25 protein-coding genes are annotated in these 24,202 nt (G+C 62.0%); 9 read left to right on the top strand and 16 right to left on the bottom strand.

What is annotated here, in order from left to right:
- Window positions 1-3 precede the first annotated feature (3 nt).
- Window positions 4-435: a hypothetical protein gene (locus AC1DON_RS14820; protein WP_476935591.1), complete on the top strand. Its 432-nt coding sequence runs from the start codon at window positions 4-6 to the stop codon at window positions 433-435.
- A gap of 108 nt (window positions 436-543) precedes the next feature.
- Here the strand turns inward: AC1DON_RS14820 and AC1DON_RS14815 are convergent, their stop codons facing one another.
- Window positions 544-867 carry a low molecular weight protein tyrosine phosphatase family protein gene (locus tag AC1DON_RS14815; RefSeq protein WP_476935590.1) on the bottom strand — a complete coding sequence of 108 codons (324 nt, stop codon included), beginning with the start codon at window positions 865-867 and terminating at the stop codon, window positions 544-546.
- 37 nt (window positions 868-904) lie between these two features.
- A complete protein-coding gene (locus tag AC1DON_RS14810) occupies window positions 905-1,108 on the bottom strand; it encodes a hypothetical protein (protein ID WP_476935589.1) in 204 nt (67 codons plus the stop codon).
- 213 nt (window positions 1,109-1,321) lie between these two features.
- Between AC1DON_RS14810 and AC1DON_RS14805 the strand changes: the two genes are divergently transcribed.
- The 3 genes from AC1DON_RS14805 to AC1DON_RS14795 all read left to right on the top strand — a co-directional run bounded on the left by AC1DON_RS14805 (window position 1,322) and on the right by AC1DON_RS14795 (window position 3,578).
- The gene (locus AC1DON_RS14805) at window positions 1,322-2,545 is read left to right on the top strand and encodes an acyltransferase family protein (protein WP_476935588.1); all 1,224 of its coding nucleotides are present in this window, start codon (window positions 1,322-1,324) and stop codon (window positions 2,543-2,545) included.
- Window positions 2,542-3,168 (top strand): hypothetical protein, encoded by a 627-nt coding sequence (locus AC1DON_RS14800; RefSeq protein WP_476935587.1) that lies wholly within the window; start codon window positions 2,542-2,544, stop codon window positions 3,166-3,168. The genes AC1DON_RS14805 and AC1DON_RS14800 overlap by 4 nt, the downstream gene beginning before the upstream one ends.
- A 104-nt stretch (window positions 3,169-3,272) precedes the next feature.
- On the top strand, window positions 3,273-3,578 hold the full coding sequence (locus AC1DON_RS14795; protein WP_476935586.1) for a winged helix-turn-helix domain-containing protein: 306 nt from the start codon (window positions 3,273-3,275) through the stop codon (window positions 3,576-3,578).
- Window positions 3,579-3,622: 44 nt separating this feature from the next.
- On the opposite strand, the gene AC1DON_RS14790 is transcribed toward AC1DON_RS14795, so the two are convergent.
- Entirely contained in the window at window positions 3,623-5,827 is a 2,205-nt protein-coding gene (locus tag AC1DON_RS14790) for a hypothetical protein (RefSeq protein WP_476935585.1), read from the bottom strand.
- A 212-nt stretch (window positions 5,828-6,039) separates the two neighbouring features.
- On the opposite strand from AC1DON_RS14790, the gene AC1DON_RS14785 reads away from it, so the two are divergent.
- A complete protein-coding gene (locus AC1DON_RS14785) occupies window positions 6,040-7,047 on the top strand; it encodes a hypothetical protein (protein ID WP_476935584.1) in 1,008 nt (335 codons plus the stop codon).
- On the opposite strand, the gene AC1DON_RS14780 is transcribed toward AC1DON_RS14785, so the two are convergent.
- From AC1DON_RS14780 to AC1DON_RS14740, 9 genes are all read right to left on the bottom strand, one after another.
- Window positions 7,031-7,675, bottom strand: a complete 645-nt coding sequence (locus AC1DON_RS14780) for a glutathione S-transferase family protein (protein ID WP_476935583.1) — start codon at window positions 7,673-7,675, stop codon at window positions 7,031-7,033. The genes AC1DON_RS14785 and AC1DON_RS14780 overlap by 17 nt on opposite strands.
- Window positions 7,672-8,190: an SRPBCC family protein gene (locus AC1DON_RS14775; protein WP_476935582.1), complete on the bottom strand. Its 519-nt coding sequence runs from the start codon at window positions 8,188-8,190 to the stop codon at window positions 7,672-7,674. The genes AC1DON_RS14780 and AC1DON_RS14775 overlap by 4 nt, the downstream gene beginning before the upstream one ends.
- Window positions 8,187-8,531 (bottom strand): ArsR/SmtB family transcription factor, encoded by a 345-nt coding sequence (locus AC1DON_RS14770; protein ID WP_476935581.1) that lies wholly within the window; start codon window positions 8,529-8,531, stop codon window positions 8,187-8,189. The genes AC1DON_RS14775 and AC1DON_RS14770 overlap by 4 nt, the downstream gene beginning before the upstream one ends.
- Before the next feature lie 121 nt (window positions 8,532-8,652).
- Complete coding sequence (locus tag AC1DON_RS14765; RefSeq protein WP_476935580.1) at window positions 8,653-9,489, bottom strand: tetratricopeptide repeat protein; 837 nt, start codon at window positions 9,487-9,489, stop codon at window positions 8,653-8,655.
- Between the two features lie 245 nt (window positions 9,490-9,734).
- A complete protein-coding gene (locus AC1DON_RS14760; protein ID WP_476935579.1) occupies window positions 9,735-10,184 on the bottom strand; it encodes a GNAT family N-acetyltransferase in 450 nt (149 codons plus the stop codon).
- Between the two features lie 39 nt (window positions 10,185-10,223).
- Complete coding sequence (locus AC1DON_RS14755) at window positions 10,224-10,427, bottom strand: hypothetical protein (RefSeq protein WP_476935578.1); 204 nt, start codon at window positions 10,425-10,427, stop codon at window positions 10,224-10,226.
- A 52-nt stretch (window positions 10,428-10,479) separates the two neighbouring features.
- Window positions 10,480-11,091, bottom strand: coding sequence for a poly-gamma-glutamate hydrolase family protein (locus tag AC1DON_RS14750; RefSeq protein WP_476935577.1), 612 nt, complete (start codon window positions 11,089-11,091; stop codon window positions 10,480-10,482).
- Between the two features lie 166 nt (window positions 11,092-11,257).
- Window positions 11,258-11,869 (bottom strand): poly-gamma-glutamate hydrolase family protein, encoded by a 612-nt coding sequence (locus AC1DON_RS14745; RefSeq protein WP_476935576.1) that lies wholly within the window; start codon window positions 11,867-11,869, stop codon window positions 11,258-11,260.
- A gap of 235 nt (window positions 11,870-12,104) precedes the next feature.
- Window positions 12,105-13,202, bottom strand: coding sequence for an acyltransferase family protein (locus tag AC1DON_RS14740; protein WP_476935575.1), 1,098 nt, complete (start codon window positions 13,200-13,202; stop codon window positions 12,105-12,107).
- A gap of 105 nt (window positions 13,203-13,307) precedes the next feature.
- Here AC1DON_RS14740 and AC1DON_RS14735 point away from each other — a divergent pair, with 105 nt between their 5' ends.
- On the top strand, window positions 13,308-14,024 hold the full coding sequence (locus tag AC1DON_RS14735) for a DUF6445 family protein (protein WP_476935574.1): 717 nt from the start codon (window positions 13,308-13,310) through the stop codon (window positions 14,022-14,024).
- Window positions 14,025-14,042: 18 nt separating this feature from the next.
- Here the strand turns inward: AC1DON_RS14735 and AC1DON_RS14730 are convergent, their stop codons facing one another.
- Window positions 14,043-14,993, bottom strand: coding sequence for an alpha/beta hydrolase (locus AC1DON_RS14730; protein WP_476935573.1), 951 nt, complete (start codon window positions 14,991-14,993; stop codon window positions 14,043-14,045).
- A gap of 415 nt (window positions 14,994-15,408) precedes the next feature.
- On the opposite strand from AC1DON_RS14730, the gene AC1DON_RS14725 reads away from it, so the two are divergent.
- Window positions 15,409-17,541 (top strand): calcium-binding protein, encoded by a 2,133-nt coding sequence (locus tag AC1DON_RS14725; RefSeq protein ID WP_476935572.1) that lies wholly within the window; start codon window positions 15,409-15,411, stop codon window positions 17,539-17,541.
- A gap of 84 nt (window positions 17,542-17,625) precedes the next feature.
- Complete coding sequence (locus AC1DON_RS14720; protein ID WP_476935571.1) at window positions 17,626-18,216, top strand: TetR/AcrR family transcriptional regulator; 591 nt, start codon at window positions 17,626-17,628, stop codon at window positions 18,214-18,216.
- 10 nt (window positions 18,217-18,226) lie between these two features.
- On the opposite strand, the gene AC1DON_RS14715 is transcribed toward AC1DON_RS14720, so the two are convergent.
- Window positions 18,227-19,063: an SGNH/GDSL hydrolase family protein gene (locus AC1DON_RS14715; protein ID WP_476935570.1), complete on the bottom strand. Its 837-nt coding sequence runs from the start codon at window positions 19,061-19,063 to the stop codon at window positions 18,227-18,229.
- Between the two features lie 160 nt (window positions 19,064-19,223).
- Window positions 19,224-21,530, bottom strand: a complete 2,307-nt coding sequence (locus AC1DON_RS14710; RefSeq protein WP_476935569.1) for a hybrid sensor histidine kinase/response regulator — start codon at window positions 21,528-21,530, stop codon at window positions 19,224-19,226.
- 126 nt (window positions 21,531-21,656) lie between these two features.
- On the opposite strand from AC1DON_RS14710, the gene AC1DON_RS14705 reads away from it, so the two are divergent.
- A complete protein-coding gene (locus tag AC1DON_RS14705) occupies window positions 21,657-22,805 on the top strand; it encodes a tetratricopeptide repeat protein (protein WP_476935568.1) in 1,149 nt (382 codons plus the stop codon).
- A 363-nt stretch (window positions 22,806-23,168) separates the two neighbouring features.
- Here AC1DON_RS14705 and tuf read toward each other — a convergent pair.
- The coding region (gene tuf, locus AC1DON_RS14700) for an elongation factor Tu (RefSeq protein ID WP_476935567.1) at window positions 23,169-24,202 on the bottom strand (1,034 nt) is incomplete at its 5' end.

The following is a 24,202-nucleotide window of genomic DNA, read 5'->3' as shown; positions in this document are numbered from 1 at the left end:
GTCGTGTTAGAACTTATTGCGATGAGCCAGGTTTATTGCTCGAACTCGACGATCGAAGGCGCTGCGAAGATGGCTCTGGATGCTATCCGGACAAACGGCTTCGAATGCGTTCGGCAAAATATCGAAGACCCTGAAATGAAATTTCCCGGTGGGGAGATTTCACCGGCGGTGGCCGACGGCCTCGTCTTCAGGACTGGAGGCAAGAAGAGCTACCGGGACATTGCTCGTCAGCCGGTATACACGCACATTGAGCAGCAGGGTGGCTCTGCAATGGCCTTCTACATGGTTCGAAGCCAGAAGGACTATTTGCTGAAAAGCCGCGCAAACCTGAACGACGACACCTATATGAAGTACTACTTCACTTGCGCCTTCGTTCACGTCGGCGGCAAATGGATACTAACGCGCGACTTCTGTAATACGGAAGGTGGCTACTAGCCATGTGGCCTTGCCACTGGCTTCGGCTGGCGCCAGTGTCCTGCCCAGGCGTACGATCTTGATACCGCCGCGAGAGGCTGCGCAGTAAACATGCCATCATCCTGTGATTTACCGCAGATGGGGCGTCACGCGCGCCTTAAGGAGGGTGATGAGTTCGGGCTGCATGTATTCGAAGTCGTCAGGAATATTCAGGCAGATGACCGGCGCCGATTTCAGGTGTGACTTGAACTTTTTGCTCAGCTTGTTGCGGTGCGTGCGCTCCATGACAAAGACAATGTCGATGTCTTCCAGGTGTTCGGCCGTCAGCGGATCGGCCGCGTCGTGGTTGAGGCCGGCCGACGTGGCTTCGACGTCGGGATATTCCGAAAACACCTGTTCGGCGGTTGGTGAGCGCAGCTTGTTCGCCGAGCAGATAAACAGCAGTCTTTGCATGACCGCAGGCTAACCGACCTTGGTTACTTTGGCCAGATCAGGCTGACAAAGCCATTGCCGGGGCTTCGAAAGCGCGGGCGCCGTCGCCGGCCTTATGCGTCCGGAAGCGCGGTGGTGTGGTGCCGCTACTAGCCGTGATATCGGGCAGCGCCCTGCCCCCTTTCGTGAGCAGACGGGTATGGGCGGGATAGGCCGCCGGGCCTTTCAGCGCCAGGTACAGGCTGTCGCCAGCGGAAATCAACAGCGGGCTATCCCCGCGATATTCCCCTCAAGTGCTTCACTGATGGACGCAACTGCGCCACCATGCCTACAGGACGTATAGACCGGTTTACAAAACAAACCAGTCCATGTACTGAGCATGTCAATCGGGCGATCAAGCTCGTGTGAGACAGGCGCTCATGTTGATGCAAAAAGTGGCGACCACTTTTTGGCATGAGGCTAAGGGAGAAGCATCATGTCCACGTCCAATCCACTATCCGGTGAGCGCTGGCACGGCCTGGACGCCGTGCGCGCCTTCGCCCTGCTGCTGGGGATCGTCCTTCATGGCATCATGTCGTTCATGACGCCGCGTGTCTGGCTGGTCTGGGACAGCACACCCGAGGTCGGCTTCAATGTCGCCTTCTACGTCATACACATGTTCCGGATGATCACCTTCTTCGTCCTGGCGGGGTTTTTCGCCAGGCTGCTGATGCAGAAGCGTGGCCTGGGCGGCTTCATTGGCAACCGGCTGAAGCGTGTCGGCGTGCCCTTCCTCATCTTCTGGCCGCTGATGAGCATTGCCATCCTCGCCGTCATGATCGGCGCCAACATGCCGGCGGCCGGCGCAGTGGCCGGAGCGCGAGCGGCCCCGCCGACACCGCCGTCCTTCGACGCCAGCAATATCCCTTTGATGCACCTGTGGTTCCTGTATGTCCTGCTGCTGCTGTGCATGGGGGCTGCGTTGCTCAAGTTCGTGACCGATGTCACCCGCGTCGGTGGCGTGCTGGGCCGGCTGCTCGACCCGGTCATCCGCGTGCTCACCCGCTTCGACCTGATTACCATTGTCCTGGCGGCGCCGATCGCCGCGGGCTTCTGGGCAAATCCGGCGTGGCTGATGTGGTTCGGCATCCAGACGCCGGACATGGGTCTGTTCCCCAGCCTGATGGCCGTGGCCGGTTTCGTGACGGCGTTCACCTTCGGATGGTGGCTGCATCGCAATCCGGAGCTGCTCGATCACATGGCTTCGCGCTTCTGGGTGCACGGCATTGCGGCTGTTGGCGGTACCTGGTGGTGCCTCACCCAGGTCGGCCCCAGTCCGGTCATGGTGCCCGCGCCCGGCGCCGAACATCCGCTGTATTGCCTGACCTATCCGCTGACGGCGTGGTCGTGGGCTGTCTTCCTGATCGGCGGCGGACATGCGCTGATCAGGCGCGAAAACCCCCTGGTCCGCTTTGTTTCTGACGCGTCCTACTGGATCTATATCGTTCACCTGCCTCTGGTCATGCTGATGCAGTGGTGGGTCAAGACCATGCCGGTCGGGGTTGGGCTCAAGGCGGCGATCGTCGTCCTCGGCGCCTTTGCCATGGGGCTGTTGAGCTATGCGCTTTTCGTGCGCTACACTTTCATCGGTTCGATTCTCAACGGCCGCCGGCGCCGGAAGGCGAAGGACGCGCCGATCTCTGTGGACGCAACGGCATGACCCCTGACAAAGACGTCGCGCACGACGTCTCCGCCAACCTCGCCTTTGTTCGCGCGCTCGTCTCCGAAGGGGGACGGGCGCAAATGTCGGGTGGCCTCCTGTTCTTCGTTGGGGGCGTCATCTTCGGCCTGCAATGTTTTGGGCAATGGGCGGCCATGGTCGGCCTGGTCGCGTTTGGCTATGTCGGCAACTACGTCGTCGCACTGGTGCCGATGGCCATCATGGTGGCCGTTATCGCCTGGGTCTGGTGGCAGGGCCGCAAGTCGGAACCGAAGGGCGTGGCGACGCGCGCCGTCAATGCCGCCTTCATCGGCGCGGGCCTGGCCAACATCTTCATGGTCTTCTTCTTCGGCTATAATGCCCGCAGCCATCACGACGTCCATATCTGGCTGTATTACCCGGCCGTGGTCAGCGCGCTTCAGGGGGCGGCGTGGTGTGTCGCCTACCAGATCCGCCGCCAGCTGTGGCTGGCCGGCGTGTCGGCCGGATGGTTCCTGACCACCTTCGCCCTGACCTTCCAGATCGACAGTCCGACCTATGTCCTGATCCTGGCGCTGGCCCTCTTCTTCCTGATGGGCGGCTCAGGCCTCATCATGATGCGGATGGCGAAAAGTCAGGGCTAGAGCATGCTCCGAAAAAGTGGAACCCGGTTTTTCGGGCCAGGCATGCGACAAGCAAGGACTCTCGACTGTGCTGCGTTTCCGTCAAAACGGAGCACAGTCTAGTCATGGGCGACGGCTTCGACACTGAGCGGCTCGACGACGCGTTCAACGGGCGCGTGCGGCTTGGAATCATGGCCTACCTGATGGACGTCCACGTGGCGGACTTCACCGAGCTCAAGGCCGTACTGGAAGCGACACAGGGCAATCTGTCGGCCCACCTGCGCAGGCTGGAAGAAGCCGGCTATATCGAGATCGTCAAAAGGTTTCAGGACCGCAAGTCGTTGACGCGCGCCCATATCACGCCGGCAGGTCGCAAGGCGTTTGCCAGCTATCTCGATGCCCTGGCAAAACTGGTTGAAAAGCGCCCCTGAACCTCGCCACCTTACAATAGCCGCGATACACCTGACCGGCTTGATTACTCTGGCCAGCTCAGGCTGACAAAGCCGTTGGCGGGGGCCTCAAAAGCGCGGGCGCCGTCGCCGGCCTTGTGTGTCCGGAAGCGCGACGGCGCGGTGCCGCCGCTATGGGCCGTGATATCGGGCAGCGCCCTGCCCGGTTTCGGCAGCAGACGGATATGGGCCGGATAGTCCGCCGGGCCTTTCAGCGCAAGGTGCAGGCTGTTTCCGTTCAGCACCACCGTGTACGGATAGTCGGCAAAGATGCGGAACGGGATGTCGCGCTCATAGAAGCCGCGTGCCGCGATAATGAACGCGCCGCCGCAGCCGTAGATTTCCTGGCCGACCTGGCCGCCCGGCTGGCCATCGCCATAAAGGTCTTCGAGCGGAAAGGACAGGTTGCGGTCGATATGGCCGTTGCGGATATTGTCCTTGGCCACGGCGTCTTCCGGCAAGGCGTCGGGGTAGTAGGACCAACTGCGGTCGAAGGCGAAGCGCCGGAACTCGGCCAGCAACAGTTTCATCTTGGGTGGCAGGTCTTCGGCAGCCAGGTGCAGAACCTCATCGAAGGCCGAGAAGCTTTCGAAGCATTCGTAAGCGGCCATATAGGGCGCGTCGTGCAGGCAGGTCGCGCCGAAGAAGTTGTTGAAATGGCGGGCGTGGCCTATCTGCGACTCCCACAGTTCGCAATTGTGGACGAAGCTGGCCAGGAAGACCTCGGCCTGGGACAGGTAGCGTTCGTTTTCCTCGATCTTCCACAGCTTGACGCAGGCGGCGACGCCCCAGGCCGACAGGTTGGTCTGGTAGACCAGCTCGAAGCGCATGTCCTCGCACGCCTTCATGGCGGCCATGGCTTCTTCGACATATTTGCGCTCGCCGGTCAGCTCATAGGCCTGGAGCATGATGTAGGCGTAGAGGCCGGCGACGTCGGTCTGGCCGAAGCCGTCGCCGCGCGTTTTGACGATGACTTTGAAGTTGCGGACATCGTACTGGACGGGCCAGATGTAGTCGAAATGGCGGGCGGCGCGGATGGCGTAGTCGAGCGAACCAGTGAACAGCCTGCGCGCCTTTGCGTCGCCCTTGAGGGCCAGCCGCGCCAGGTTCATCAGCGGGTGATAGAGGTACCAGGCGTCGACGGCGTCGGCGTTCTTGTCGTCACCGACATTGGGCAGGTAGCGCCGGATGGTGCCGAGCTTCTTGTCGAAGAAGCGCCCCATGCCGGCCATCAGCGTGTCTTTGAACGCCACCTTTTCGCCGGTCAGCATTTCGTATTCGTCCAGCGACGACGCCACGCTCATCTGGACCATCGCATCGGGATATTCGGCGGCCGTGTAGGGATGCAGATAGAGATGGCCGTAATGTTCGATGTGCGCGTCCTTGGCGGTTTTGAGGTCGTGCAGTGTCCTGGTCGCGCGCGCTGGCCAGTCGTGAAAGCGCGGTTGCGGCTGGTCGAGGTGCGGATAGACGTCCGCCATCATGTCGATGAAGCGCCGCGCCTGGCCCAGCTCATCATTGGCCCATTCCTGACGGAAACACAGGAAGGCGTCGGACACGACGTATTCCGTTGCGGCCTTGAGCGGCGATGTCGGCGGCGAGTTGCCATTGGGCGACGCCGGTGGCTGATAGCCCAGCTCTGGCCACTCGCCGCCCACGACGCCGTCGGGCCTGGTGCCCGTGGCGGCGAAGTACGGATTGAGCGCGGTGAAATTCTGCAGATAGAGGACGGTGCCGAAGGCGGGCTCATCGAGATGGAAGTAGCACAGGCCGGTATTGAAGCCGCGCTGGCTGGCCTCGACATTGCCTTTCGCGCCCAAGGGATCGTTGTCGGCGTCGAGGACATAGAGGTCGCGCGGCCAGAACGGGATCAGCAGGTCCACCGAGGGCGTAAGCAGGACGCGCACACGCGCCATTTGTTCATCCAGCATGCGGAATTCGACCCGCCACGCGCCGGATTCGCTGTCGATGGCGGCATCAAAGCCCTGGGGCGTACGGTCAAGCGACTTGAGGCTGTAGGGACCGGCGCAGAAGGCTGTGCGCAGGGCGATGCCGCCCGCCTCCCCGCGCGTGAACCTGAGCCACAGGGTGTCGCGGCCTTCGCAGGCTTCGACGGTCAGCGCGCCGAGGCTGAATGAGGCGCGCGGCTTTTTGCAGGCCTGCAGGTCTGTTCTCACCCGAAGCGTTTCCTGGGTAAAGCCTGAAACGGCGCTCGCCATTGTATCTGCCATGACCTACTCCCTTATGCAGCGAGGCTGGACTTTCGTTCGCCTGACGATAAGCGGACCACAGGGATCGGTGCGCGGGTTTGCAAGCACGGTGTAAGGCCGCTGGCATATTGACAGGTTGCGCTCGATACGACCTAAAATGGTTGCGCTGAAGGCGTATCGGATGCGGAATGCAAGTCAGGCGACAGAGGCTTGCATATGAAAAGGGGTGTTCTGTGACCAGATTTTTCGGTGCCGTGGCGGCGCTTCTTGTGATGGCGTGGGCGCCCGTTCAGGCGGCCGAAGCGCCCGATGCGGCGGCCAAGGCGACTCTGCGGCAGGCGCTGGGGGCGATTTCCCAGGCCGACGGCGTAACGGCGCAAAAGCTGATCGGTTCGATCCATGTGGCGGACCTGCCCGATGATCAGAAGGCTTTGGCCGGCTGCATTGCTGACCGGCTGACCGCGCCGGTCGCTGCGTCTCAAAGCGATGCCTTGCTGTCCTACCGGCGCTACTGGCAGGACGTGGCAATGGGCCGGCAGACGGTGGAACAGGCCGAAGACAATCTGCGCAAGGTCCTGGTGAGCGCCTACAAGCTGCCTGCGGACGCCGACTGGGACAAGATCGAAGCCGCGCTTGAAGCCGGCTTCAAGGCAAAGGGTTATGGCGTGCTGCTGGGCCGGACGGGCCGCCTGCGCGAACTGATGGTATGGACGTCGGAAAAGACCGAACGGCGCGATGTGACCCTGCCCGAAGGCGCGTTCAATGTCTCGGTCACCTATCTGGACGCCTTCACCAGCATGGGCTGGTTGCGCTATCTGACGTGCGACAAGATCGGCACGGGCGGCTGGGCCAAGCCTGAGGGGCTCTACGCGGTCGTGCCGGCCTATCCGTCGCTGGACGACGAACTGTTCCGGCTGAGTTTCCTTGGGCACGAAACCCAGCACTTCTCCGACTACAAGCGCTTTCCCGACCTCAAGCCGTGGGAACTGGAATACCGCGCCAAGCTGGTCGAGCTGCATTTCGCCCAGCGGATATCGCCCATGTTGCTCAAGGGGTTTGCCAGCTCCATTGGTCAGGACCCGGCGGACTCGCATGCCTACGCCAATGGTCGCGTCATCGAAGCCCTGAAGACGCGGCTGGGCACGGCGGATATCACCACCGTGCCCTTGGCCGATATTCAGCGCGCCGCACTGGAGGCGCTGCTGGCGGACTCGGCAGCGCGGGTTAAGCCGCCTGCCTGAAACCGTCCATCTGGGCCTGCATGGCACGCTGGAAGGCCGGGCGGGCTTCGCAGCGCAGCTTGTAGGCCTTGAGCTTCGGGAACGCATCGATCAGGTGCGTACCGTCGATGATGCGCAAAACGTCGGACATCATCAGGTCGCCGACCGTAAAGCCGCCTTCGAGATAGTCCTTGTCGCCCAGGGCTTCCTCGACCGAGGCCAGCCGGCGGCGGACAAAGCTTTCGACCTGGGGCCGGCGCTCCTTCGCCCAGTCGGCGTCCTTATGAAAGAAGGTAATCTCGCCCAATTGCTGGACGGCCGTTTCGACCGAGTTGAGCGCGGCGAACACCCAGGCCGTGGCGCGCATCCGGCCGATCTCGTCACGCGGCATCAGCGCCTCGCTCTTCTCGGCGATATAGAGGGCGATGGCGCCGCTTTCGAACAGGGTCAGGCCGTCCGCCTCGATCGCCGGCGCCTGGCCGAAGGGCTGACGCGCCAGGTGTTCGGGCGAGGTCTGCTCCGGGCCGAGCGCGACGTGACGGACATTGTACGGCAGGCCTGCCTCCTCAAGCGCCCAGCGGACGCGGAAGGCGCGCATCAAGGGTGCTGCGAAATCGGGCACCCAGGCATAGGTGGTGAGCGTGATCATTGGCTGGCCCTTTCGACGACGGCGAAGTTTTCGACGTAAACCTGTTGTTTGGTGATGAGCGAGTTCCAGCCGCCGACGTGCATGTCGCGGATCTCGACGGTCGTGAACGGCGTCTGGTGAAAGCTCTGGACCGTCATGCCATTGACCTCGGTGAAGGTAACGGTGACGACGGTGTCCTGGTCGAAGCCGGACTCCTTGGCCCAGGCAAAGGTGAAGACGATGCGTTCGTTGGGTACGACTTCCTGGATGACACCGCCCATGTGGGAGATCTTGCGGTTGAACGCCTTGGAGGCCATGACGGCGCTCCACCGGTGGCCAGGCGTCAGCGCCCAGTCGAGCTCTATGCAGGTGAAGATTTCCGGTCCCCACCACCGGATCATATGGTTGCGGTCTGCCCACATGCGCCAGACCAGCGCCAGCGGGGCATCAAAGGTGCGGTCGAGGCGCAGATCGTCGTCGCGGGTGGCGAGGTTGCGCAGTTCGGGCTCTATCAAGCCGGCGGAATCGGCGGTCATTGCGGATCTCCTGTCGTGTCGGGTTTCTGCTGGATAAGTTTGAGATAGGCGTCCATGCGGTTGAACGAGCCGTCCCAGAAGCGGCGATAGTCACCGAGCCAGCTATCGACGGCCTCGAGCGGCGCGGTTTCGAGATGGCACGGGCGCCACTGGGCCTCACGCCCGCGCGAGATCAGGCCGGCGGCTTCCAGCACCTTGAGATGGCGCGAAATGGCCGGCAGCGAGATGTCGAACGGCTTGGCCAGATCGTTGACCGTGGCTTCGCCCTGGCTGAGTTGCGCCAGGATCGCCCGCCGGGTGGGATCGGCCAGGGCCGAAAGGGTCTGAGAAAGTGTGTCCATGGACTATATTTAACATATATGTTAATTAACGCAAGCGTTAAATAAAGGGCAGCAAAAAGGCCGGGTGCGTGCCCGGCCCTTGTTTTTGTTCGCCAGCCCGTAATGGCTGGCGCGGTGCGCGTCAGGACACGGGCGCCTTTTTCGGGAACAGCAATTCGCCGAGATTGAGCCGGGCGCCCTCGACCTTGCCGGGTGCCTTGACGCTGCTCTTGCATGCTGCTGCGTTGCCAAGTTTGCAGGCCAGTTTGTAGTAGCGCGTAGCCTCGGCGGTATTGGCGCCCTTCTCGTACATCATCCCCAGGGCATGACAGCCCGCACCATTGCCGAGATCGCAGGACTGTTTGAATGTCCGGGCGGCAGCGGGTTCGTCCTTGGCCGCGATGGTGCCGGTGACGTACATCCGCCCCAGGATCAGGCAGGCATTGGCGTCCTTGTTGGTACAGCCCGTGCGGGCGTCGGCAAGGATGATGGCGTCGGCTGTGCTGGCAGCCGAAGCCGCGGCCTGGGGTTTTACCGGGGCTGGCGTGGCGGCAGGCGTTTGGGGCTTTACGACCGTCGCGGGCTTTGCCGGAGCGGGTTTGACGGGCTTGGCCGCTGCTTGGGCCGATGTCTGGGGCAGTATCCTGGGCGCCGGTTTCGCGACAGGCGCAGCCTTCACGGCGGTAGCGGCCTTTTTGACCGCTGTGGACCTGGCGGGCATCCTGGACTTGGCGGCAGGCTTGACGGTGGCCTTGGCTGCCTTGGGAGATGGCTTCGCCTTGACCGGCGGCGCAGTCCTGGCCTCTTCGGTGTCATCGGCGACCGTCCAGACCGCACCCAAAGGTCCCGGGTCCTTGCGCACGGAAGCGTCGCGTTTGGCGGCCGGCCAGTAGGGTCCGGTCTCGCGCGCGCCAACGGGCATCGCGGCCGAAAAGCTCGCGATAACCAACAGAAATATTCCGAAAGTCGCTGGTTTCATTGTTTCATTGTCCCATGACAGCAGTCTGCCGGACGCGAACGTGAAACCCCCCAATTACGCTTGGCGATACACCTGGACACACGCGGATAACCTGCTCGCGATCGCCGGAATGGCGCCGTGAGATCGTGTCAGTAGTTCATTCTGCAGCGCACAATGCAAGTTTAAACTTGAGACGCGCGAGTCACGCGCCGCGCGCAACCTCTAGCGGCGAGTTGGGTGCAGCACTGCACCCTGACATTGGCGGGTCAGCCGGGGCGGCGGACTTCGAAATAGGTCTTGCCGCCACGCTGGAAGCCCGCGCCTTCGTAGAAGCGCAGGGTGCTTTCGACCTGAGACCCCGTCGCCAGCACCACCTTGTAGCAAACGGCCTGCCAGGCGCGTTCAAGCGCGTGGGCAAGAACCTGCCGGCCGAGCCCGCGCTGGCGGTAGTCGGCGTCGGTGACGACATTCTCGATCACGCCATACGACCTGCCGCCGCGCGACAGGTTGGGCACGATGGCCAGGGTGCAGGACGAGACAAGCCGATCGTCGCACTGCGCCACAATCACGGTCGTGAAGCCAGAGGTCAGCAGATGCGACCACACCGCCTGGGCCTTTGCCGCCTCCATATGTTCGTCGGGATGAAGGTGGCGATAAAGGGCGATCACGCCCGCCAGGTCGGACTCCGCCGCCGGGCGGATAAGGGCGTCGCTCATGATGGCCACATTAAATCCCCCAAAATCAGCCGCGCCGGGTCAGCCGCACGGCTTTTGCTCTCCCCACAAAGGCCTGCCGAAAACGCGTCCCTGGATCAGTGTCACAAGGAAATGTATCGCGAAAAACCCAGCCGTCACGAGTGAGAGAAAGACCAGATCGCCGATCAAATGGAAAAATATAACCATAGCCGTCGTCCAGAAAATGGCTATGAACGCACTCTGCAATAGCGCCAGCAGGATCATTGCACGGCTCCCGTAAGGTACGGCACGAAGCTATCGCGCGTCGTCATGTGTGTCAAACGTCGGCCAGGACCGGTGCAAGGCCGGAACGAGCAGCAGCCGTGAAGCGCGCCAGAGTGTCGGTCTCGTTCAGCAGCCGCGACATCAGTTCGTGGCTGATGTCCAGCTCGACGCCGCGTGCGCGCAGGCCGCGATTGCAGATATTGTCGGGATGCTTGGCGCGGCTATGTTCGGGGCCGTCGTGGACTACGAAACGGCTGGCCGACAGTGTGTCTTCGATCGATGTGATCAGGTCCGCGTCCAGTCCATCGACACAGACCTCACCCAGGGCGTCGTGACAGGCGTGACGGCCGCGAATGCTGATCACGGTCTGGCACATTTCCGCCAGGGCGATGCCGTCGGGGTGGTTGTGCAAAGGCCTTGGCGCCATACGGGCCTCGCCGTCGTCGGCCGCCCAGACGGCACGGCACGACACCACCGTGTGGCTGCTCAGGTCGTCGCCGGCGATGCGCGTGGCGCAGATATCGGTGCCCGGTTCCGCCAGCCCGCCGTACTGGGCAAAGATCGCCACCTTGAGACTGGCCGTGCGCGTATGGACAGCGAACTGGGCCGGGCTGCTGAAGGCAACCGTCTGGACGGGCTTTTCGAGTAGTAACCCCGCAGGCATTTTGAAATCTCCAAAACCCCTAGCCAGGCCATTATAGGCCCGCGTGACTAACAAGGTTTCAACAAATGCCTCTTCCCAAAGTTGTGATCGGCACAAGCAAAAGGGGAGCGTCCTGCAGCCGCTCCCCGTGAGATTATTGCGCGACTCTTTTGTTATAGGCCGGGATTCAGCACTCCGGCAGAACCGTTGCGAAGCCATGGCGGACGGCTGCGGCGAAGTGCGCCATCATGCCGGCGTCATTCAGCAGGCGCGACATCAGTTCATGGCTGATATCCAGTTCGACGCCACGCAGGCGCTGGCCGCGGTTGCAGATGTCGTCGGGCTGTTGCGCCGGGCTTTCGGGCGGTGCGTCGTGCACGACAAAGCCCGCGGCAGCGAGAGATTCGTTGAGCGACGCGACCAGGGCGCTGTCCAATCCATCGACGCAGACCTCGCCTGTGCGGTTATGGCAGGCGTGGCGGCCGCGAATACTGATGATCGTCTGGCACTTTCGGGCCAGGATGATGCTGTCCGGGTGATGGTGCACGGGGCTGGGGATCAGCCGGCCGCCTTCCTTTTCGACTTCCCAGACGGCACGGCAGGACACAACGGTATGAAAGCTCAGGTCGTTTCCGGCGATGTGGGCCGCACAGATATCCGTGCCCGGCTCGACCATGCCGCCATGCTGCGCGAAGACCGCCAGGCGCAGGCTGGCTGTGCGTGTTTCGACCCAGAACTGGGCCGGGTTGCCGTACGAGACACCTTCGGTGGACCTGCGGGACGCTAACCCTGTAAGCATTTTTGCTTTCTCCGTTCCCCTAGCCACACAACCATAGCGAATATGGACTAATAAATTTTGAAGGAATCCAACCTCTCAAAGTTGTGATAACGTCGTTATAGTTACGGTGTGGTTAGGCATCTCGCAGGGGCGAGAAGGCTATAGCGCGCAAGGGTTTTTTGTGATCACAAATTGCCCAAAAAACAGGGCACGGAGGGTGTCCGCGCCCTGCAAATTATCAGGATTCAATAACCATTCAGACCTTGATAACGATCTTTCTGGTGTGCAGAATCCACGCAAACAGCCAGCAAACGAGCATGTAGAGCACGGCGAATAGCAAGGCTCCAGGGGCGCCAGGGACGTAGGCCTGAAGGCTGCCGGACACCCAGCCCAGGGCGGATTTGCCGCCGATATCGAACTGCCACGATATCACCGCCAGAAGTTCGGAGAACAGGTAGACGATCAAGGGATTCTTGCCGAAGATCTCGAAGAACCTGACGCCGAATGTCTGTTTGGCCTGGTCGATCCAGGCGATCAGCCCGGCCAGGACGATAAGGTCGATGCCGACGGTCAGCAGCACGAAACTGGACGTCCACAGCTTCTTGCCGATCGGGAAGGCTGTCCCCCAGGCCAGGGCCGCCAGGATCAGTACGACGCCCGCGCCGATAAAGCGGATCATGACAAAATGCCCGGGCGTGTGCTTGCGGATATAGAGGCCGGCCAGATACCCCAGAATGACATTGACGGTCGCCGGGATGGTCCCAAGGATGCCTTCGGGTTCAAAACCCTCATCCCACGGATAGAGGTGCGACTTGCCGAGGATCAGTTGGTCGACATAGTTGCCGATATTGCCGGTCTTGGTCAGGGCCAGTTCGGGCGGCGCCGAAGCCAGCAATATCCCCCAATAGCCAAGGAGCAGGACGGCCGAGAGCAAGAGAAGCCCGCGCACACCGAGGTAACGCGCGGCGATGGCAGCGAAACCGTAGCACAGGGCCAGGCGTTGCAGCACGCCCATGATGCGCGTCTCCTCGATCGGCTTCATGACCCAGCCGGCGTCGGTGTGCTTGAAGAAGGGGAACCAGTAGAGGAGATAGCCGAGGGCGAAGATGATGGCGACGCGGCGCAGGGTCTTGAGCCAGAACGCGCCGGCCGGCAGGTCCGCCTTGCCGAACGCCAACGCATTGCCCATGGCGAACAGGAAGGACGGAAAGACGATATCCGCCACCGTAAAGCCGAACCAGTCGGCGTGGCCGAGGATCGGATAGGCGCCCTCACCCTGCATGTTGACGACGATCATCAGGCAGATCGTCAGGCCGCGAAAGACGTCGAGCGACGTAAAGCGTATGCGTTCCATGGGTTAGCCCTCCCTTTTTCGGCAAGTCTCCGCCAAACAGGCCCCATACGCAAGCAGACCAATTTTATTTTGTCGGACGCGCGGCAAATCGGATAAACGTGAACCATGACCGAAGTTCCCGTCGCCGATGTCCGTCTGAACACGAATGCCCGCGTGAAGCTGCGCACTATCGGTGTCGAGCGGAATCCGGTTCTGGTCATCGATGATGTGCTCGAAGACCCCGAAGCGATGGTCGATGCCGCGGCGCGTGCGTCCTGGTCGCCGCCCAACGGCACCTTCTATCCGGGGGTGAATGCCGACCTGCCGGTGGGATATCTTCGGGCATTGCTGCCGGTGCTTAAGCCGTCGTTCGAACGCGCTTTTGGCTTGCCGCAGGATCAGGCGCTGGTCGCCTATGGCTTTTATGCGCTGGCGACCTGGGGGCTTGAGCGCTTTGGGCCGTTGCAGCGCATTCCGCACTTCGACCAACCCAATCCGATGAGCCTGGCCATGGTCCATTATCTCTGCAAGGACCAGCCGGGCGGCACAGCCTTCTTCCGCCATCGCTTAAGCGGGTTTGAGTCGGTCCACAATGATCGCCGCGACAGCTATATGCAGGCGGTCGCGCACGAGATCGACCGCGACGGCGAGCGATTGACGGGGTTTGCCGGGCCGGACACGCCCAATTACGACATGATCGATCACGTTGGGATGCAGTTCAACCGCCTGGTCATCTATCGCAGCAACGTCCTGCATTGCGCCTTGTTCGATGGCACGAACCTGAGCGACGATCCGAGGACCGGTCGGCTGACGGCCAACAGCTTCTTCAGTCCCAAGGTGTAGCGGCGCGGATGCAGGCCCTCACTTGGCGCGCGGGCTGAGCCAGCCTTCAGACATGATCCAGTCGGTGATCGCGCCTTGCCAGGTGTCACGCGGCAACAGAGGGAAGCCGTGCTGGCCTTTGGCGAAGAAGCGCGCGTCCACCGGCACGTCCGCATGGCGCAGCGCATTGAAATAGACGATGCTGTTGTCGATATCGACCAGTTGATCGTCAGCAGCATGCAGGATCAGGGTCGGCGGCGTGTCACGTGTGACGTGCTGCTCGTTCGAAAATTCCCTGACCAGGGCATCCGAAGGCGACTGGCCCAGAAGCGCGGTCCGCGAGCCCCCGTGCGTGGTCTTGGGATCCATTGTGATAACGGGATAGACAAGCACGACAAAGTCGGGACGCAGGCTTATCGACTCTGGGTTGGCGATGTAGGATTTCTGGAAATGCGTCGCCATCGTTGACGCAAGGTGCCCGCCCGCCGAATAGCCGACCACGCCGACGCGCGACGCATCGAGGTTCCATTCCTTTGCGTGCAGCCGGATGAGGCGCAGCCCCTGCTGGGCGTCCTGGAGTGGCCCGACGGACTTGTCCGGCATGGTCGCGTCGCTCGGGAGCCGGTATTTCAGGACGATGGCGGCAATACCATGGTCGACGAAGTACTGCGCCTGCTGGACGCCTTCGTAGTCGAAGGTCAGGCCGGCATAGCCGCCACCCGGTATGACGAGGACGCTCGCCCCCGTGGCCTTTGCCTTGGAAGGCAAATAGACCTGGATGGTGGGACGGGAGACATTCTGGATCCAGCCCTTGTCGGCGCCGGTTTCCTTATCGGGACCAGGTATGGAATTGGGAATGGCTGCGTCACCGTAAAGCGGAAACGCCTGCATCTTGGGCGGGAAGGCAGATGCCGGATCGAGCGGCGCCGCTGTAGCCGGCATTGCAAAGACGGCCACAGCCATGATCAAAAACGCGATTTTCAACGGCATGATCTTCCGGTCCCTTCGATTAACGGCGCGGTACACTGATACGGGATATAGGGTATCCTATCAAGGAGATGATCACGCCAGGCTATCGCCCCACCGGTCAGAAGACAGGCGATTTGCAAGGCGCTTCTCACTTTCGCCTTGCAAGCGAATGTGTCACCCAATCAGCATATATTAAGATTTATGCTTTCCATTTGGCGAATGCGGATGACTTTGGCCCTCGTTTTTCGTAATCGAGGCGAAAGTCATTAACCGTATTTCGGCCAGAATCTGCCGTTAAGCCTCTACTATTCGCACTATCCGGGCGCCTTTCGTTTCAGCCCACCGCCTGTCACCCGTATGATTTCCACTAATGATGCCCGTTGGATTGCCGGCCCTCGCCGTGATCCACAGGAGGCTGCCGCCGGGGGGCGGAACCATGGTTGACTATTATATCTCGCCGACCGGCAGCGGGCTTCAAAGCGGCGCTGGCATCAGGAACGCTGCGACGCTCAGCCAGCTCGATCTTCTGATCGACAAGGCCCGGCCCGGCGATCGCATCCTGCTGTTGGCCGACAAAGGTGATTACAACATCACCCGCTCGGTCAACCTGTCGCACGGCGGCAGCGCGGCAGCCGATATCCTTATCAAGGGCGTGTCGTCGTCGGGCGCCGACATGGACGCGACCTTCGTCTCCAATCGCGCCGCCAATTACTCGCCGAAAGCCTTGCAGGGCCAGGAGGTGTTTCGCCTGCTGGACGGCGCCAACCATCTGCGCTTCGAGAACATGGCCTTCGAAGACGTAAAGACAGTGTTCCGTCTGGCCGGCGAGATCCGCGACATCACGCTCAGCCATATGACGGCCGAGAATATCGACCGCTTCGTCTATAATTTCGCGACCGGCGACGCTGATCAGGCCAGCGTCTCGGGCCTGGTCATCCGCGATGTCGATGTGGTGGGTTTCGCCAAGGGCGTCGTCTCGCTGCGCTACGACACCAACAATGTGCTGATCGAGGATGTGTCGGGCGACAGCCGCCACATCGACGGCGGCAACTTCGCCACCGGTATCCAGCTGGAAGGCACGGTCCATGCGGTTGTCATCAAGGACACGCAGATGGGCAATATCACCGATACGCTCAACGACTACCGCAACGGCGATGGCTTCGCGACCGAGGAAAACGTCTACGATGTCGCCTTCATCAACACGCTGGCCTATAATAATACCGACGCCGGTTATGACCTGAAGTCGTCGAAGACCACCCTTATCAATGCCGTCGCCGACGGCAATACGCGCAATTTCCGCCTGTGGGCCAAGGATACGGTGCTGGAGAATGTGTCGGGGATCGACCCGACCTATCACGGCGGCATGTCAACCAATCCCGCCAATATCTGGCTGGGGGCCAATGCCCGCGTGACGATCCAGGATTCCGAATTCACCGACGCGTCGGGCCGTTCACTGCTGTTCGACCTCAAGGACAATGGTGCAGTCCTGACCATCGACAACGTCGTAAGCGACCAGACCGACCTTGGCGATATCACCAGGTCCCTGACCTCCAGACTGATCGGTACTGTCAAGGCGATTGCCGCCCTGCCCTCGCCGGTCAATGGCAGCGAGCGCGACGACGTCCTGACCGGCAGCGCCGGTAACGACATCATCAGCGGCAAGGGTGGCCGCGACGTGTTGTGGGGCGGAAAAGGCGACGACGTGCTGCACGGCGGGGCGGGCAATGACGTCTTCGTCGTCGAGGGCAAGGGATTCGGCAAGGACGTCATCAACGACTTCGGCCGGGTCGCGGGCAATGACGACCGCATCGACCTCAGCCGCATGAAGGTGGCCTTTGCCGACCTGGAACAGAAGATCGTCGGCAAGGACACGGTCATTACCTTCGCCGGCGGCGACACGCTGACGATCAGGAATGTCCAGGGCCTGACGCCGGACGATGTCATCGTGGCGCCACCTCCCCCGCCGTCGCGGTATTTCGAAAAGCTGGTCGGCGCCAGCATTGAAACCAATAAGCCGACCTATATTCTGGCCGCCGGCCGCAAGGACCTGACCTACGCTGGCGACGAAACCTTCCGGGGCGTCGGCAACGCGTCCGACAACATCGTTTCCGGCGGCAAGGCTCAGGACACGCTGGAGGGCTCGGGCGGCAATGATAAACTCTACGGCATGGCAGGGGATGACAAGCTCTATGGCGGCCTTGGCAACGACACCCTTTATGGCCGCCAGGACAACGACACGCTTTATGGTGAAGACGGCGCGGACAACCTGATGGGCGATGGCGGCCGTGACGCGCTGATCGGCGGGCACGGCAATGACATGCTGGCTGGCGGCGCCGGCGCCGACCGCTTCATCTTTGGCGTTGGCGATGGCAAGGACGTCATTGCCGACTTTGGCGCCGAAGATGTGCTCGACTTTTCGGCCGACGGCCTGACACGGGCGGACGTCAAGGTGACGCACGTCGCCGAAGGGCTCCTGATCCGTTATGGCGACGACGGCGTACTGAACGACAGTGTGTTGCTGAAGGGCGTCAGGACGATCGACGCCGACCAGTTCATCTTCGATAACTGAGGTCTGCAGCGTAAAATCCGCGGCGTTGCTGTCGTCGGTCGCAATGCACTTTACCCGCGCCACGCGCGCCGGTATCTTCCGGGGATGCATAGCGCAAACATCCCGGCCCGGCGCACGCCCGCACAACACCGTTCACGCCAAACCGTCGAAGCCGTCCTGGCGGCGGTCCCCGTGGTTCTAAAGCGGCATGGCGCGGCTTCGATCACCACGAACCGCATCGCCGAGGTGGCCGGCGTCAGCATCGGTTCCCTTTATCAGTATTTCCCCGACAAGCGGTCGATCTTCAGCGCTCTGCAAGAGCGCCATGTCGCGGACGTGCGGAGCGTCTTCGAGCGCCACACAGCAGCCTGCAGGTCGTCATCGTTCAATGCCTTCGTGGTCGGTCTCGTTGAAGACCTGGTCGATCTTCATTCCATCGACGCGGAATTGCACCAGGTCATCGCCGACGCCTTAAATGAAGGACCGGAGCATTTTCGCGCTGCGTTGCGCATGGTGTTTGCTGAGGCCATCGCAGCCGACGCCAAAAACATGGACCGCATTCTGTTCGTATTGCCAAATCTGATCGAGGGCGTCGTGCATGGGATAGCGCATTCCTCCCTCACCTGCCGCGATGCCAAAAGCGAGGCGATGAGGGCGACGCTGGCCTATCTGACGGCCCACCCCGAACTGGCCTGAGCGCTCGCCCTCAGGCGCAGTCCGCCCAGACGCGAAGGACCTCCAGGGCGATGCGCTGCTGCCCGGCCTTGGTGAAATGAAGCCCGTCCTCCATCAGTATATCGGGCGAGGACGTGTCGAACCGTTCAAAGAGATCGACAACAGGATCGCCGAACCCGCGCATGATCTGTGCGACCTCGGCGATATCGTCATTGCGGAAACGCACGCCGAAGCGGGAAAACGCCCAATGACGCGACACCTGGTCTTCGTTCACCGCCACGGGCGTGATCCAGAGGCACCGCGCCCGGGTTTCCCTCGTGACCCGCGACCGAAGCTCGGCGAGGTTCCGCGCCGTCTCTTCGCGGTGGACGATGGTCTTGGTGGGCGCGTTGCCTTGCGTTCGCGCATCATTCATGCCGACAAAGCAGAGGACCCAGTCCGGATCGCCGGCCAGCACTTCCCGGATGCGGATCAGGGCGTGCGTTGTCGTGTCGCCGCTGACGGCACTGGCCACAATCGATATGTCGTCGGCGGGCCGTCGCGCCACAAACATCTCCTGCAGAATGACCGCCCAAGATTGCGGATCCGACGTCCGACTGTCGCCCACGGCAAAGACTCTGGCGCCAGCGCGCAAAGGCACCTGGTCGACCATCGCTGCGACCTCAGGGTCCGCCAGCAAATCCTGGGCGGCAGTCCTGGCTTCGGCTGCGAGCCTCGCAAGTTCGGCGGAATAATAGTCGGCATCGAGCCCCAGCAAGGCCGCGCACGCTGCGCCGGTAAGCGACGCCGCCCCGGGCAGCGAGGCAACCGTCTTCTCCGGCTGAAATACCTTCACCATCCAGTGCAATTGTTCTTCGGACATGTTCATAACGCGCGTCTCCCAGGAGCCTTGATAGCCGGGAAACTAGGGTGTCGGTTGCGCGATGGTCAACTCGCGTTCAGGCGCATCTAGGTCACTGAAATATCGAGCTTTATGTCCAGGCTACTCAGTTTTTATCCCCGCTCTGTCATCTTTGCTGATCGATGCCTTATGCCCGACCTATCTCCGCCAGTATCGCTTCCAGCCGGCGCGGGTCGGCGGGTTTGACCAGATGGTGGTCGAAACCGGCGGCCTTGGATTCCTCGCGGTCGCTGGCCTGGCCGTAGCCGGTGAGTGCGATCAGCGTCGCGGCAGCAAGCTTCGGCATGGCCCTCAGGCGTCGCGCCAGGTCATGGCCCGTCATGTCCGGCAGGCCGATATCGAGGATGAACACGTCCGGCAGCAGTTTCGGCGCGGCATCCAGCGCCGCCCGCGCGTGGTCGAACACCGTCACAGTATGGCCGCTGGCCTCAAGCAGCATGGCCAGGGACTGCGCCGCATCGATATTGTCATCGACAACGACGATACGATGGGCCGATGCCTCGGTCGCGGTTGCCTGAGCGATAACATCAGGGCTTTTGGCGACGGCATCGAGCGGCAGGACGACGGTGAAGGTCGTCCCCTGTCCGGCCCCGTCACTTCTGGCTTCGACCGTGCCGTCGTGCATCTCCACCAGGCTTTTGACCAGGGCCAGACCTATGCCGAGCCCGCCTTGCGAGCGGTCGAGCGTGCGTGTCCCTTGTGTGAACAGGTCGAAGACGAACGGCATCAGGTCGGGCGCTATGCCTTCGCCGGAATCGCGGATCGTCACCACCGCTTCGCCGTCGCGCAAACCGACATCCAGGCTGATCTCACCACCCGGCGGGGTATATTTGGCGGCGTTATTGAGCAGGTTCGACAGGATCTGCACCAGGCGCGTGCGGTCGCCCGAAACCCGGACGGGACCGGCTTCCATGTGGGTCTTGAGCGCGTGATTGCGCGTCTCGATGAGCGGCCGGACCTGTTCGACGGCAGTGACGGCGAGCGCCTTGAGGTCGTGCGGCTGGCGATCGAGCTGGACCAGGCCGCGCGTCACCCGAGACACGTCCATCAGGTCGTCAATCAGCTTGGTCATGTGGGCGACCTGACGGGAAATCACCTCGGCGGTCTGGCGCACCCGCTTTTCATCGAATTTCGGCAGGCGCAGCAGGTCGGCCGACATGGCGATCGGCGCCAGAGGATTGCGCAGTTCATGCGCCAGCATGGCCAGGAACTCGTCCTTTCGGCGGCTGCCGTCGCGCAAGGATTCTTCGGCGGTCTTGTGGGCGTCGATATTCAGCACCGCCCCGATCAGCCGCTGGCCGCCGTCGGGGCCTTCGGGTTCGACCCTGGCCCAGGTCGCCAGCCAGCGGATGCCACCGCCCGGCAGGACAGCGCGGAACTCAAGTGAAAAGCCGCTGTTGTCGGCCAGCGCCGTCTCGACGCTGCTCCACAGGGTCGGCAGGTCTTCGGGATGGATCAGCGCCGTATAGTTTTCGACATTGAGTACGAAGGTTTTGCGATCGACGCCGTGGATGTCGTAGATGCGGTCCGACCAGATGATCTTGCCCGACGCCGTATCCCACTCCCAGATGCCGATATCGCCGGCTTCGGTGGCCAGGCGCAGGCGCTCTTCGGCGACGCGCAGGTCCTTCTGCGCGGCGTGGATGCCGGAAATGTCGGTGGCAGTGCCGAACCAGTGGCGGACCTGGCCGGTCGCGTCCTTCAGCGGGGCAATCAGGATCAGGAACGGGCGGTAAACGTCGTCCCAGCCCTTGAGATTGGCGGTGATGTGCACGCGATCCCCGGTGACGACTGAGCGTTCACGCAAGGTCTGCATCCATTCGATTTCATCCGGATGGGCGATGCGGCGCCAGCTGTAGCCATCCTCACTGTCGGGATCGATACCGGTATAGTCGTAATACTGGCCATTGTACCACATGACCCGGCCATCGGCTTCGGACATCCAGGCCGGTTGCGGAATGCTGTCAGCCAGCTGGCGCAGCCGATCCTCGCCGTAGCGCAGCGCCTCCTCGGACTCGACCTGGGCGGTGACGTCCTCGTGGATCAGCATGACTTCGTAGACGGCGCCGGATGTATCGCGGATGGGATTGGCCGTGGCCTTGACCCAGCGCGGTCGTCCCGGCAGGCCCGTGTCGGCGGGATCGTAGCAGATGGCCGGGATCTCGACGGACTCACCGGCAAAGGCGCGGCGCAGGTAGGGCGTTATGCCCTTGGCCTCAAGCTGCGGATCGGTCAGGACGTTATAGCCGTCGAGCACCAGCGCCTTCATGCGGTGCTCGCCTTGCGCGTCCCACATGGCTTCCCAGGCGTGGTTGACAGCCAGGGTCCGGCCGTCGGCGGCAAGGAGCTGGACGCTAAAGGGCGCCTGCTCGAAGAGGGTGCGGAAGCGGAGATCGCTGTCGGGCGTCAAACGTGTGTCATTTTCCGACGCCATCTCTATGAAATTCCCGCATTTTTTGTTGGTGGGAATCTAACGTGGTTCGAAAATGCGTCAAGCCTGCTTACCACTGTTGCCGGTGGCTTGGCGTTGTGGCCTACTGAAGGCATTACGGGGGATGATATGAAACGCCTTGCCGCCGCCGTTATCGGGTTTTGTCTTGTTTGCGCGGCTCCGGCGGATGCCCTCAGATTGCGCCACTACGTGCGCGATGACGTAATCGAACTGCAAGCCGCCGCGAAAACGGGCGATGTAGAGGCCATGATCACCCTGGGAAATGCCTATGCCTCGGGACGGGTTCCAGGGGGAGCTGATAAAGCATCCGCGATCTACTGGCTGCGTACAGCCGCCGATCTTGGCAGCGCCGAAGCGCAGAGGGATCTGGGGTATTTCTACGATAGTGCTGACTATCCCGGCCATCGCCGGGACGAGACGCGCGCCTTCCTGTGGTTCAAACGCGCCGCTGAAAAGGGGGATGTCTTCGCGCAGGGCCGTCTCGCCGGGATTTACGAAACCTCAGCGACGCTCAGAGACTACCGCAAGGGCTATCAGTGGAACCTTAAAGCAGCGCTCCAGGGCGACCCTACGGCTGCCGATCGAATCCGGACCCTATATGTGTACAAGGACGAGGTCACAAGCTTCGACGCCGCAGTCGAGAGGTTGTCCGCAGCCGCCGACGCGGGCGACAAAACTGCGCAATGGAGGCTGGCGACGGTGCTTATGGCTGCCATGGCCACGCCCGAGGAAGGCGACCGCGCCCGGGACGTGGCGGAAAAATCGGCATTGCAGGATAGTCCGGAGGGCCTGTACCTGCTGGCCAATTACCTGCCGCCCGGCACGTCCGGCTTCAGTGAGGCAGCACGGGTGACGCGCTTGGCATGGCTCCGAAAGGCGGCGGACATGGGCTACGTCCCGGCACAGCTCGAATGGATCAGCGATTACGAGACCCCGGCCGGCATCGATCCGACTCAGGACCCAAATGAGCGCTTGATTTTCGACTGGTATGCGGCAGCGGCCGAAAAAGGCTGGCCGGTCGCCCAAAATGCACTGCGTCACTATTATGCCCGCGGCCTGTTCGTTCCACAGGACGGAGCCGAGGCGCGCAAATGGCTGCTGTTGGCGCACCACCTTCCTTATTATCGCGAAGGATTCTTGAGCGCCGCTAACCCGTGGCGTGAACCTGTCGAAGAGGACTGGCAGGCCGAGGGCCGCCGCCGCGCTGAGGCTTGGCTCAAGGCGCATCCGAAGCTTTACTGGCAGGACGAGGAATAGCGCACATGTCTTTGAACATATTACCTATTGGCTAGACATAAGTCGTTCCGTTTCCTCCTCTGTGTCGCGAAGCTTGCCTGCCGGCGCGGCCGGGTAGGTGGATATGAGCGCAAGCAACGCGACAGAAGGGTACGGCGCAGAGCTTCCGGACACTTATCAGGTGGTGCGGCCTGAGACGTACCCCTCCACCGCCTTCGGCGGTCCCCCTCCCCACTCCGTGGGGCGGAGAAAGTGCGTTGTCATCGGCACAAACAAAAGCCCCTCCGGTTTGCACCGGAGGGGTTCTGTTTTTTAGACTGTCCCGTTGTCACTTGAGCGCGTTCAGCACTGTCGCGATTCCGGGTCCAGGGTCCGCGACCCTGGTTACTCGACGATCTTCGAGACGACGCCGGCGCCGACGGTGCGGCCACCTTCACGGATAGCGAAGCGCAGCTTCTCTTCCATGGCGATCGGGGTGATCAGTTCGACGTCCAGCTCGGCGTTGTCGCCCGGCATGATCATTTCCACGCCTTCCTTCAGCTTCACGATGCCCGTCACGTCCGTCGTACGGAAGTAGAACTGCGGACGGTAGTTSGTGAAGAACGGSGTRTGGCGGCCGCCTTCTTCCTTGGTCAGGATGTAGGCTTCAGCGATRAACTTGGTGTGCGGCGTGATCGAACCCGGCTTGCAGAGAACCTGGCCGCGCTCGACGTCTTCACGCTTGGTGCCGCGCAGCAGCACGCCGACGTTGTCGCCAGCTTGACCTTGGTCCAGCAGCTTGCGGAACATTTCGACGCCCGTGCAGGTCGTCTTCTGAACCGGACGGATGCCGACGATTTCGACTTCTTCGCCGACCTTCACGATGCCGCGTTCGACACGGCCGGTGACGACCGTACCACGACCCGAGATCGAGAACACGTCTTCGACCGGCATCAGGAACGGCAGGTCGATCGGGCGCTCAGGCTGCGGGATGTATTCGTCAACCGTCTGCATCAGGGCCAGGATCTGGTTTTCACCGATGTCCGGGTTGACGCCGTCGGTCGCGGCCTTGGCCGAGCCCTTGGTGATGGGGATATCGTCGCCCGGGAACTGGTAGGACGACAGAAGTTCACGGACTTCCATTTCGACCAGTTCGATCAGTTCTTCGTCGTCGACCAGGTCGACCTTGTTCATGAACACGACCAGGGCCGGAACGCCGACCTGACGGGCCAGCAGGATGTGCTCGCGCGTTTGCGGCATCGGACCGTCGGCAGCCGAAACGACCAGGATCGCGCCGTCCATCTGGGCAGCACCGGTGATCATGTTCTTCACGTAGTCGGCGTGGCCCGGGCAGTCGACGTGCGCATAGTGACGGTTGGCCGTCTCATATTCGACGTGCGCCGTGTTGATCGTGATGCCGCCGTGTTGATCGTGATGCC

This window comes from Asticcacaulis sp. P4_H10 (assembly GCF_056400965.1).
The sequence above is the reverse complement of the archived record's forward strand: the minus strand, read 5'-3'. Positions and strand labels throughout refer to the sequence as shown.